The organism is Flintibacter sp. HCN-6482 (assembly GCF_037892565.1).
Classification (GTDB): domain Bacteria; phylum Bacillota; class Clostridia; order Oscillospirales; family Oscillospiraceae; genus Lawsonibacter; species Lawsonibacter aceti.
The window spans coordinates 204,814-216,838 of the sequence record NZ_JBBKBK010000001.1; the positions used below are offsets into that span (position 1 = coordinate 204,814).

Annotated in this window: 11 protein-coding genes; 1 reads left to right on the forward strand and 10 read right to left on the reverse strand. The window is 48.2% G+C overall.

Annotated elements, in window-relative coordinates:
- Position 1: 1 nt before the first annotated feature.
- The 5 genes from WKS99_RS00990 to WKS99_RS01010 form a co-directional block, all read right to left on the reverse strand.
- Positions 2-1,438: a dihydroorotase gene (locus tag WKS99_RS00990; RefSeq protein WP_340405176.1), complete on the reverse strand. Its 1,437-nt coding sequence runs from the start codon at positions 1,436-1,438 to the stop codon at positions 2-4.
- Between the two features lie 51 nt (positions 1,439-1,489).
- Positions 1,490-2,128: an aspartate/glutamate racemase family protein gene (locus tag WKS99_RS00995; RefSeq protein ID WP_147572040.1), complete on the reverse strand. Its 639-nt coding sequence runs from the start codon at positions 2,126-2,128 to the stop codon at positions 1,490-1,492.
- A 95-nt stretch (positions 2,129-2,223) separates the two neighbouring features.
- On the reverse strand, positions 2,224-3,255 hold the full coding sequence (locus tag WKS99_RS01000) for a TRAP transporter substrate-binding protein (protein WP_147572039.1): 1,032 nt from the start codon (positions 3,253-3,255) through the stop codon (positions 2,224-2,226).
- A gap of 47 nt (positions 3,256-3,302) precedes the next feature.
- On the reverse strand, positions 3,303-4,607 hold the full coding sequence (locus WKS99_RS01005) for a TRAP transporter large permease (protein ID WP_340405177.1): 1,305 nt from the start codon (positions 4,605-4,607) through the stop codon (positions 3,303-3,305).
- A complete protein-coding gene (locus tag WKS99_RS01010; RefSeq protein WP_147572037.1) occupies positions 4,604-5,101 on the reverse strand; it encodes a TRAP transporter small permease in 498 nt (165 codons plus the stop codon). Before WKS99_RS01010 ends, WKS99_RS01005 begins: the two co-directional genes overlap by 4 nt.
- A gap of 380 nt (positions 5,102-5,481) precedes the next feature.
- On the opposite strand from WKS99_RS01010, the gene WKS99_RS01015 reads away from it, so the two are divergent.
- The gene (locus tag WKS99_RS01015) at positions 5,482-6,249 is read left to right on the forward strand and encodes an IclR family transcriptional regulator (RefSeq protein WP_262670450.1); all 768 of its coding nucleotides are present in this window, start codon (positions 5,482-5,484) and stop codon (positions 6,247-6,249) included.
- Positions 6,250-7,176: 927 nt separating this feature from the next.
- Here the strand turns inward: WKS99_RS01015 and WKS99_RS01020 are convergent.
- The 5 genes from WKS99_RS01020 to WKS99_RS01040 form a co-directional block, all read right to left on the reverse strand.
- Positions 7,177-8,454, reverse strand: a complete 1,278-nt coding sequence (locus tag WKS99_RS01020; protein WP_262670451.1) for an aminotransferase class I/II-fold pyridoxal phosphate-dependent enzyme — start codon at positions 8,452-8,454, stop codon at positions 7,177-7,179.
- A 115-nt stretch (positions 8,455-8,569) separates the two neighbouring features.
- Entirely contained in the window at positions 8,570-9,247 is a 678-nt protein-coding gene (locus WKS99_RS01025; protein ID WP_186852015.1) for an aspartate/glutamate racemase family protein, read from the reverse strand.
- Between the two features lie 72 nt (positions 9,248-9,319).
- A complete protein-coding gene (locus WKS99_RS01030) occupies positions 9,320-10,669 on the reverse strand; it encodes a TRAP transporter large permease subunit (RefSeq protein ID WP_186852014.1) in 1,350 nt (449 codons plus the stop codon).
- 209 nt (positions 10,670-10,878) lie between these two features.
- On the reverse strand, positions 10,879-11,379 hold the full coding sequence (locus WKS99_RS01035) for a flavin reductase (RefSeq protein ID WP_186852013.1): 501 nt from the start codon (positions 11,377-11,379) through the stop codon (positions 10,879-10,881).
- A 146-nt stretch (positions 11,380-11,525) separates the two neighbouring features.
- The gene (locus tag WKS99_RS01040) at positions 11,526-11,942 is read right to left on the reverse strand and encodes an NADH-quinone oxidoreductase subunit I (RefSeq protein ID WP_243200890.1); all 417 of its coding nucleotides are present in this window, start codon (positions 11,940-11,942) and stop codon (positions 11,526-11,528) included.
- Between the last annotated feature and the right edge of the window lie 83 nt (positions 11,943-12,025).

Genomic DNA, 12,025 nt, shown 5'->3' on the forward strand with positions numbered 1-12,025 from the left:
CTCATCCTTTCTTGTTAGGAGTTACCATTTGGCCCCAGCCAGCGGCACTTTCGTCCACCACGCCATTCTCCACCACTACACGTCCGCGAACCACGGTATAATCCACAGAGCAGCCTAGCCTCCAGCCCTCGAACACCTTCATAGTGTCCCGCGCCTGAGAGTAGCTGTCCTTGGCCTGGAAAGTATGCTCATGCCCCATATCTACAATAACCAAGTCAGCATCGGCTCCAGCGGAGATAGTACCTTTCTGAGGATAGATGTTGAAGCACTTAGCGGGGTTGACACACAGCAGCTCCACCACCCGTTCCATGGACACGCGGCCCTTCTTGGCCTCGGTGAGCATCAGAGGCAGGCGCAGGTCGATGCCCGGGAAACCGGCAGGGGAAAGAAAGATGTCCTTGTTACCGTTCTTATCCAGCTTATCTTTCTCAGAAACCAGATAGGGGCTGTGATCGCTGCCAATGAAGTCTACAGTGCCGTCTAGGACGTAGTCCCACAACTTCTCTACTTCTTCCTTCTTACGCAGGGCAGGGTTGCATTTAGCGTAGGCACCGAACTTTTCCACATAGCTCTCGTCCAATAGCAAGTAGTGGGGGCAGGTCTCTACAAATACCTTTTGACCCTCGGCCTTGGCCTGCTTAGCCAGCTCCATAGCCTCCCAAGAAGATACATGGACCAGTTCGATGGGGCAGCCCACATCCTTGGCAAACTTTAGCATCTTGGATATGGCCTCAATCTCCACAATGGGAGGCCGGGACAAGCAGTGAGCAATATTCTCGCCCTGGCGTCCCTCTTCGCGCAGGTGCTTGATAAATCCAGTGACCAACTCGTTGTCCTCGGCATGAGCAGCCAGGGGCAGACCGGTCTTCTTAACCTCCTGGAGCACCCGGTAGAGCTGATCATTATTCGCGCTGGTCAGGCCCTCAAACTCCTGCTCACGGCCTTCGGGGGCGTCGTGCAGAAAGGTCTTATAGGCGACGATACCGGCATGGGACAAAGGTTCAATAGCTTCGGGGTGCTGACCACCTGCGGCACCATAGAAACAGAAGTCTACGCATACACCCTTTTCATGGCGATCATTAGCTGGAGAGTCCTTACCAGTACAAATATCCAGACGATTCTGAAGAATCTCAGCCTTCCACTGGGGGGGCATAGAAATAGGGTGCTCAAAGAAGGTGGTACAGCCGCCAGCCGCAGCCGCCCGAGATCCAACCTCAAAGGTTTCACGCTCCCAGTGCCCGGGGTCACGGTAATGGACATGGGTATCGATACCGCCGGGAATTACATACTTGCCCGTCGCATCAATGGTGCGTTGTGCCTCTGGCAGGGTGCCGGACATACCAACGAGAACAAACTTCCCGTCCTTGATGCCCACATCACACTCCCGGAAGCTACCATCCACATACACCTTACCATTCTTAACTACTAAATCCAGCATAACTCTTTCCTCCTCATAAAAATTGAGTCACAATAGGATGTTTCGAAATCTTCAAAATTTGCGCTTGCACTTTTGATAGCTAACTAGCCCGGCCGCCAGAAATAGGGCACACGCTACACCGTCCAATACGGGGCAACCCAGCTCACGCTCGATATAGCCATCAGCTGTGGTGTAATTGGCACAGCCCAACACAATCACGTCTACACCAAACTCCTTGCGGGCCTCCTGTGCAGCCTTCAGTAGATCCTCTTTGTCATCGCTACGAGAAACCTTAATAGTGCGCAATAAATCGTCGCAGTGGTACTTGCGAGCCAAGGCAATCTTCTTAGAGATGGACTTGGGTCCGGGCGAAATGACGGCGTAGCCGTTGCCCATGGCGGCACCGATCTTGATGGACGCCTCGGCAATACCAACTACCGGTTTATCAGTAATTTCCCGGACCAAATCTAAATTGGGGTCGGAATGACAGGCTACTACGAAAGCGTCATAGTCCTGGCCACGGCCGCGGACGATCTCCATCATCTCCTCGCCAGAAATGGCCTGGTCCTCATAGGAAGCGACTAACTTGGGCGCCCGGGTGACATGAGTAACGTCTACTTCTACTCCGGGAAGCGCCAGGTTCTTTGCTTTCTCCGCCATCAGACGGTCAGTATTCTCATCGCTGTTCGGGTTGATGATTAGAATGCGCATGACATAATCCCTTCCTTTCCATTTTTGAAATGCGGGGCCTGATTTCCGGTGGTCCGCAAATCAGGCCCTGCATCGGTAATCATATGGGGCGAGACTCAGGCAAGATAAGCCTCATAAACGGCGGGGTCAACAGTTGCCTTAATAGCATCCCACTGGGGTTGGATGCGATCAACAAAAGCTTGGCGCTGCTCGTCGGTTAGTTCCACGATAGTACAGCCGTAATCCTGAATCTCCTGTGTCCACTCAGCCTCCTGGGACAGGGCATACTCAGTAGCGGCATCACAGCCAGCCTGGATACCTTCATCCAACAGAGTACGGTCTTCCTCGGACAAGCTCTGATAAAGGGCGTCGTTCACCAGCCACTGCTGGACCTGCTGCTGATGGTTAGTCAGCGTAATATAGGACTGCTGCTCATAGAACTTCTGGGAGTAGATCAGCTCGATTGGATTCTCCTGAGCGTCCACGGTACCTTGCTGCAAAGCGGTGTACAGCTCATTGAAGGCAAAGGGGGTGGGGGTGGCCCCTAAGGACTCCCAGCCCAAGATGTGGTACTCATTTTGCTGCACGCGGAAGGTCAGTCCGGCCAGATCCTCCGGAGAAGTAATAGCCTTGTTAGCGGTAACATCACGGAAGCCATGGATACTAAAGCCTGCCAGGTGAATACCTACGTCAGTATACTTCTCACCAATGGTCTTAATAAACTCGCCGTTGTTGGAATACTTATCCTTTACTGCATCAATATCGTCGAAGGTGAAGTACATATCATAAACAGCAGTATCAGGAACATAGTTAACGATAACGGAGTTGGCCAGACACATCTCAATAGAACCATTCTGCACCATCTGACACAGCTCGTCGTCGCTGCCCATGGAGTTATTGGGATACACGTTGACAGTGAAGCGACCCGTGTTCTCAAGATACTCTTCCATCGCTAGGCATCCTACCTGCTGGGCAGTAGACTCGGCACCACCATGGCCGATATTAATAGTAATCTTTTCACCATTGCCACCGGCATTTCCGCTGACGTTGCCTCCAGAATTGGATGAGTTGTTGTCGTTACCTCCACAGGCGGCCAGGGATAAGGTAACACCAAACGCAAGAGACAGAGCCAATAATTTCTTTCGCATATATATTCTCCTTTCAATTTCTATTCACCGCAAAATACTGCGGGGAATCACTTAGTTGAGAGCAGAGCGGGCAGAAATTCGCTGATTTGCGGGATATAGGTAATCAACATCAGTGCAATCAGGAACATTCCTATAAAGGGCATCGCATTTTTGGCAATGCGGGCGATTGGGGTCCCGGTCAGGGACTGGGCCACAAACAGATTCGTGCCGATAGGGGGTGTGACAAAGCCGATGGCCAGGTTGACAGACATGATAATACCAAAGTGGACAGCACCTACGCCGTAGGACTGCACAATGGGCCAGAAAATGGGGGCCAGGATCAGAATGGCAGGCACCGTATCCATGACCATGCCGGTAAACAATAGGAATATATTAATGGCCAGCAAAACTAGGATCTTGGAGTCGATATTGCTGGTGACAATCTCAGCCAGGGTTTGGGGCACGTTCAGGATATTCAGGATGCGGCCAAACACGGTGCAACAACACAGAATCAACATAACAGGAGTAGCGGTCTTGGCGGTGTCAATTAGGCAGCTTACCAGCTCCTTGAAGCGGATGGTGCGGTAAGCAAACACACCGACCAACAATGCGTATACCACGGAAATGCAGGCAGCCTCGGTGGGAGAGCAGATACCAGTATAGATGCCGCCCAGGATGATAACGGGGGCAAACAGAGCGAAGAAGCCCCGGCGAAATACTTTGCCAAAGCCCATGGCTTTCAGCGCATCAGCCTCCTCCTTAATACGCAGGCCGGAGGTGTCGTGGTGGCGAATGTAATACATCACGTACGCAATCAGGCATATGGCAATGAGGATGCCGGGGGCAAAACCAGCAATAAACAGGTCGCCCACTGAGGCCCCCGTAGCTAAGCCATAGGTGATGTATGGAATACTGGGAGGAATGATGACGCCCAGTCCGCCTGATACTGCGGTCATGGCTGTGACAAAGTCTTTGTCATAGCCCAGACGGACAAGCAGAGGGATACACATGGTGCCAATAGCGGCCACGGTGGCGGGGCCTGAACCGCAAATAGCGCCGTAAAACAGGCAGGTAATCACCACAGCGATGGGCATTCCGGCGGGACGCTCCCCAAAGAAGTAGGCGAAAAAGTTGAATAGACGGTCAGACATACCGCTGGCGGCCATGATACTAGATGAAAGCATAAACAGGGGGATGGCCAGCAACACATAGGAGTCTAAGCCGTTGACCATGGTCCGGAACACGAATTCTGAATCCGCGGTAAAACCGGAGTCCATCAGATATGGGACAAGGGAGGTCCAGCCCACGCTGAAAGCGATGGGTACGCCTAGAGCCAGAAATACTACAAAGACAAGAAAAATAATACCAATCACGTCGCATCAGCCTCCTTATCAGTGATATCGCGCTTCGTCACCCGGAGGATAATCCGCTGGATCATTCGAATTACACCCATAATCAGGCCGAAGAATAGGGAAAAATACAAAATCCAAGAAGGCATCCGCATACCAGGGGAAGTGATCCCATTGGAGTAGAAGTAATCCAGCGCACCCAGACCAGCGGGGATCATATACACCAAGAAACTCAGCGTAACTATATCCTGAATCCAGACGAACACTCGGGTTACTTGGGGCCAGAAGCTTTCGATAATGTTGACGCGAATGTGGGAAGCATTTTTGATGCCGTAGCCTATGCCGCTGAAGGTAAACCAGATAAATAGATACCGGGTACACTCTTCTGTCCACGACAAAGGGCTTTTTAACACATACCGGAAAAAAACGTGGACCGCCATAAAGACCACGACTCCGATGAGGGTGACAGACATAAGCACTTCCTCAAAGTGCTTGTCCATCCAACGCAGGACTCTCATTTACAGTTCCTCCCTTTGATATAATAGACACAATAAAGAAATGCAATTCTTTATTGTAAATAAATTATACTACAAGGTAATAAGAGCAGTCAAGAGAATTTACACGCATACGCCGCCAAAAAATCTTATCATTTAGTATAAATCAACTAATATTAACTCAATCAACATTATGTAAATTAGGGAAATCAAAATAATTCTTTCATAAAATAGTGAACAAAAATAGCAAAATTTAAAAAAAGAGCCAGGATTGGAAGAAAAATCTGGCAGGAGCAAGGTTATAGTCATAAGAGCGAAAAAACAAGTTTATATTTGCTAATTGTTTTTTGCATGATATAATAATAGTACTTCATAAATGGATGGAATGAGGAAGGAGTAAAACTATGTCGGAGAACGGCGTCGGATATATCAACTCTATTATTCGGGCTACCAACATCCTGGAGCTATATAATAAGCTAGACGTTGAATATCTTGGCTTAGCTGAAATTAGCAAGGAGCTTGACCTGCATAAAACCACAGTGTTTCGAGTGGTAAAAACGCTGGAGCATCAAGGCTGGCTACGCCAGGAAGCCCCTAATGGAAAATATAGGCTTAGCTCCAAGTTGATCACACTGGCATCCGCCATGACGCACAGCACCTCGGTTGACGATCTGATTCTTCAAGAGATGCGAGATCTACGGGATGAATACAATGAGGATGTGGTTCTCACAGGTTTGATCGATGATGTAGCAGTGTGCATGGAAAAGGTGCAATCTAACAATATGCTCAGGGTCCACTCTCGAGTTGGGCGGGCCTCAAATCTGTTCAAAGGCTCCACTGGAAAGACGTTGTTAGCCTTTTTCCCAGAGGAGAAAGCACGCAGGATACTGGATCACCATTTTTCCGACTCGGTGGAGGACCAGGAGGAGCGTAAGCACCTGGAGCAGACACTCCAACAAATCCGAGAAGATGGGTTCTGTTCCACCACCTCGGAACAGGACCCAGGCATTACATCTGTCGCAGTACCAATTTTTGACCGCGAAGGGCAAGTCCGCTACTCCCTTGCCCTTCTAGGTGAGGAAAACCGCATGTCGCAGAAGGGACTATCCAAAATGCTTGAAAGTTTGCGGCAGTCCACCCACAGGCTCGCAGAAGAGATAGACTTCTCATAATTGAGTCGATGACTGCCATATAAAATCGGGTATATAAGCAAGGGCAGGAGCCTTCACTCCTGCCCTTATTTGATAGAGTATATCTTTACAAGAAATAACAATTCTTTAAGATATACTACTGACTGACACTTATTTGAAACACATCTTTGCTTTTAACTTGTAATGTGGTAACAAAAAAGATGCAGTGGCTTTCACCAAAACCCAAATCGAGGCCCAGCCTTGGTCAGCCCACTTTTTGTCATATTCATTATGTTCCTTTCATAAATGTAAGGTTTCGTATAAACAAGTATCTCTGGAGTGATAACAAGAACTCTACATGACATGCGGCCCAGATAAGTTTGCCATCTCAGGCGGAGTTACGGAGCCAACCTGTGGATTGGAGATTCTCTCTCCTGGTATTTGCGGGAGGAGGGGCCGCTTGTACAGACAGCCATCAACAACGCCGATCTTTTTCGCTTATCTGATTGAGGTGAAGCCCGCGAGTTAGGTGATGAAAGCTCCGACCTGGAGCTCCCAAAGGATGCGGGCCAGTTCTAAGCTGAGAACACCCTCCAGTTCGATTTAGCGGCAGGAAAAGAAATTTTGCCCAAATTTTCTGTCCACTTTGAGAAATGCAAAAATCGGCAGAGAAAATTCCGGAAAAATTCGAATGCCGTCTAAATCTCCCCCCATATTTTGATGGAGAAAATCTTGGCAAACAGTCGAACAAAAAAAGAGGCAGGAAATCCCTGCTGGGACCCCCCGCTTCTATTTTGAATTCTGCAGGTGCCTCGTTACACCAAATTTGACCAATAACACTTGACTGTTGTCCGTATAATCTTATATTTTTCACTATATTCTTGACGGGTAGTAGTTCCCACTATTATCTGAATCTAGTTCATTACTGCAACACTACAAACGGGAGCCAATACAATACTAATTAAATGTTCATTGCTTATTCAACTTTTCCAATGCCGATAGCTTTAAGCAAACACACAGTACTGAAACTGCTTTCTTCAACTCATTTACCGAGGGGAAGGAGGGGGCAATACGGATGTTGCTATCCTGGGGGTCTTTTCCATAGGGGAAGGTGGCACCCGCATTAGTCATGGTAACACCTGCCTCTTTGCACAGTACTAATGTCCTTTTTGCAGTACCAGGCATGGCATTCAGCGACACGAAGTAACCACCTTTAGGGTGCCGCCAGGATGCGATGTTCAAGGGAGCAATCTCCTGATCCAAGGCATCCAATACACACTGAAACTTCGGCCGCAATATCTCTGCATGTTTGCGCATCAGTTCTATCATGTGCGCTTTGTCCTTCAAATACAGCACATGGCGTTGCTGATTCACTTTATCATAGCTGATGACCTGGGCATCAAGCAGTTTCTTCATATAGGTCATATTATCTTCCGAGCAGGCAAAGCAAGAGATTCCCGCACCCGGCAGAGTGATCTTGGAGGTAGAGGCAAACTCGAATACCATGTCGGGATTGCCATACGAGGCGCATAGAGTCAATATATCCGGCAATGTCTCACAACCATCTTCCAGGTCATGGATGCAGTAAGCATTGTCCCACATCAGCAGGAAGTCGGGCGCCGCAGGCTTCAGAGATGCGATACACCGAATGGTCTCTTCGGAGTAGACTATGCCATCCGGGTTTGAATATTTAGGCACCGTCCACATGCCTTTGACTGCTGGGTCCTTTACAGCGTTTTCCACCATGTCCATATCCGGTCCATTGTCAGTCATAGGAACAGTAATCAGTTCAAATCCAAAGGACTCTGTAATTTTGAAATGACGGTCGTAACCGGGAGCAGGACATAACCATTTCAATTTCTCCTCTTTGCACCATGGGCGGGAGGAGTGGAGCAGGCCGTGGGTATAGCCTTTGGCTACAGTATCATACATAAGCTGCAGACTGGCATTTCCGCCTACAAAGACTTGATCTTCTCTGCAACCCAGCACTTCGGCAAAAAGCCGCTTTGCGGCAGGTAGGCCGGTCATTTCACCGTAGTTACGCACCTCAATGCCGTCGGACAGATAGTCCTCCGGGCTTCTCATTATATCAAAAATGCCCCGGGTCAGATTCAACTGGTCTTCGCCCGGCTTCCCACGGGCCATATTTAGCTTTAAGTTCTGAGCCTTCAGATCCTCAAATTGAGCCAAAAGGTGCTGGTATTCCGCCTCGCGTTCCTCACTGGACATCTGGGGATAGGGAATCATAAAGACACATCCTCTCTTAAAATATGTTTGATATAATCTTGGTAAAGAGGGTGGATATTGAGTGGTCATATCCACCCTCTTAAGCACCATTGCCGTGATGTAAAGATACAACTAGTCAGGACACACCGCTCATCACATAGTTCGCTAAAGAGACTATACTATAGACCGGAAGATGAGTCGCCATCTCTATGGCCTTGGCAAAGGGTGGCATATTAGTACATTCTAAAACGATTGCACCAATCTCCGGATGGGCGGTCTGAAAACCGACCGCAGCGTTCACCATGATCTGTTCTAACGCATCATAGTCGAAAGGGACCGCATCAGGGGAGTCGGTAAAAACTTTTCCGAAGTCGGTTTCAGAAACGCCCCATATGACTTTTGGGATATGGTCGATCCCGACTCCATTTAGGTGCTTTTCTGTTAAATTCTTCTCATTGATAGTAATAATGCCGACCTTCTGATTGTAATTCAACATAGGATATATGAACGATGCGTTCATCAGGCTTGAGGTAAACAGAGGGATTGAAACGCTCGCAGCCAATTCCTTTTGAAAGATGGCAAGAAAACCACAACTTGTAGTGATAGCCCGGACACCCTCACGCTCTAACTCTTGAGCTGCCTGGATAAAAGGGGTCAACAGGCTAAGGTCAGTGGATAGGCAGATATTAGCAGGAGTAGCTCCGCATACAATCTTTTTCCGAATTGGAAAGGAAAAGGTAGCAGGGTTGCCAATATCTCCGTTGATTCTCGGGAAATGGGTGTCCAGCATTAAAATACCAAGTTCCTGCGACATAGTCCGCCTCCAATTACAAAAAGATAATAGGTCTGGGGTGTCACCGCTACCGTCCCTGGGAGATCCAGGTATTTAGAGGTACAGGCAAGCAAAGCCGACTGCCGCAAAATAAAGATTCTGCGGAAGTGCGTAACACATGGCCCGAATAGGATCGGCCTTCTTCTTGGTAATTCCTTCGGCCAGACCGCACTGGACAAAGATGGCCAAGTCAGCAGGAGGCATACCCTGTCCAGCCATAGCCAAGTGGGCTCCCGCTAACGCCAGCATAACTGGAGAGGTGCCAGAGGCCAATAGTACAGGGGCCATCAGTACAAAGATAGTGTTTTGAGCCGTGGTCTGGGATCCTGTTAGCATACCGACCAACATCAAGGCAAGGCCACCACCGATCTTAATGATGTGACTGTTTAGACCAGAGGCAAAATCAGTCAGGATGGCAATCTGTCCTGCATTGTAGAAAGCGCCAATCATCAAAGCGGCCGCCATTTGAACGGCGATATTGGGTAGAACAATCTTGAATGCTTTTTTGGCAACATCGGGCAAGTTCTTATGGACGGGCTTATAGAACAGTCCTACAATGGCCGCCATTAGGATATTTAGCACCATCAGGTTTGAAAGGCCACAGACCACAGGAAGCTGGCTGAGCCAAGGCAGTATGGGACCCAGAATCATGGTGGCGATGTCGATCTTAAAGCCGGTACGAAGCACAACCAGTGTAATCAAGACCATCAGGGGAATCAGTGTCTTCCATCGCTTTTTCAGAATTTCGCTGGCTTTCTCCTTTGGAATTAGATGTTCGGGAAGCACCTTGATCTTCACAAAGGTAGAGAAGTAGATACACATCAGGATTACACCGAAACCGACCGTGAAGTATGCATACTTGGAAACCTCAACAGGATCGGCGCCGACATGAGAGGACGCCAAGAAGATAGACTGGGTAACCGGGGGCATAATGGAACCCAAGCAGGCACCGCAAACCACGATACATACCGTCTGCTCAATCTTTAGGCCCAGGTCGTCCAGAGATGCGATAATCATAATACCTATCACTGTGCCGGCAGCGGTAGCGTCACCGATAAGGGAGCCAGCAAAGGTAAGGACTATAATAATACATACAACTAGTCCTTTGGGCCGTTTGCCAAACGCAGAACGGCAGACGTCCAAGACGGTGTCCAGAGTACCGATACGCATGGACATCTCTGCGTAGAAACCGCCAATCAGAATAATAAAGATGACCCAAGATTGGCGGTTCAAACCATCAACAAAATAATTGAGCCAATCTATGGGGTTAAATATACCAGCAATGAGCATTGCAACCATGCCTGTGACGGCCAGTCCGATTGGAATACTACCGCCGATGACTGGAATTTTTTTGATAAAGATGATGCCGAACAGGATTATAATAGGAATAATTACGGTATACACAGTTTCCTCCTCCAAATCAATAATAGTCTATTGGTATTATAATGGTGTTTTGTGTTCGGGGTTGGTTGCCTTGTTTTTCTCTGCTGGATTATCTGCTATCCTACAATGAAAGCGCAAAAGAAAGGCATCTATGATTTCTGGGCAATAGACAAAGGAGAACTGTTAAAATGTAAAAAGTACTGTTGCTATTTGGGCCTTATGGTTGCAGACTACTCTGACATGAACGCCTGCTCTATCTCAACGACATAAGCAGTGTGAAAATCGTGGTTAGCATACCATCTTTTGAGGATATCACTATCCAAAAAACATTTGGGATCCATCTCCTGAGCATATAGTTTTCTACAGAACAGTATAAGCTTTCCTTGTGCAAAATAGGGTGTCCCATCTTTCCAGAGTAACTCTAAGCCAGTGTTGGCAATCTTATCTTCTTGTCTACCGGAGACGCTTCCGATGTAGGAGAGTTCTTTTTTCCATGAATCATTCAAAAATGTCAATGAAAGAGTTTCGGAAGCATCAATAAACTCTTTTGTATATCTCTGGGGCCGAATGAAGAGAAAAGCAACTTTTTTCCCAAAGAGCACACCGAGACCGCCCCAGGATGCAGTCATCGTGTTCGCTACGCCGTCCCTGGCGGCGCTCACCAGCATCCAAGTATCGCCAATTAAACCAAAGACGTTTTGTGTCAGTTCTTCAGGACGAATTTTTCTCATGTTTAGACTCCTTTTGCTTGGTTAAGATTAAATAAAATTTCTATCCGCGCATTAAGATCAAACGGGGATAGGAATTTTGCTGTTCTGGCTACACCTGAAGTTCCATTTGCAACACTTACTTGTGGACCCACAGGTCCCATAAGAACTTAAAGCCGACGGATAGAGATAACCTGCTCATAGTACTCCTTAGGAAATACAGCAGTCACAACAGCGGTGCTGTGATTGGCAGGTGCATTGTTCACCCGAAGGATGATTCCGTCGCACACGACCTGGCCCTGACGGTCCACCATCTTAACCGCCTGCCCCTTTTCTGGGATAGGCAGATACTCATAGGGGAAAGAAATGGTGGCCTCGCTGCTACTGTAGGTATAGTCTCTGACACAAATAGCAAGCCCAGGGCAGCATGCGATACATATCCCGCATCCAATGCACTTATCATAGTCGATAGCAGGCAAATTTGTAATGGGATTGCCTACATGGATCGCGTCTTGAGGACAAGCAGATTCACAGGGATTACAGGGAATTTCTTCAATACACTCGATTACAGCCAAAGGTCCCTTCATGCGCTCCTCCTCAGAGGGAAACCGCCCTGCAACTTTCAATTCCTCCAGAGAAGGTGCCCCGGTCAGTTTCAGGCCACACTTTT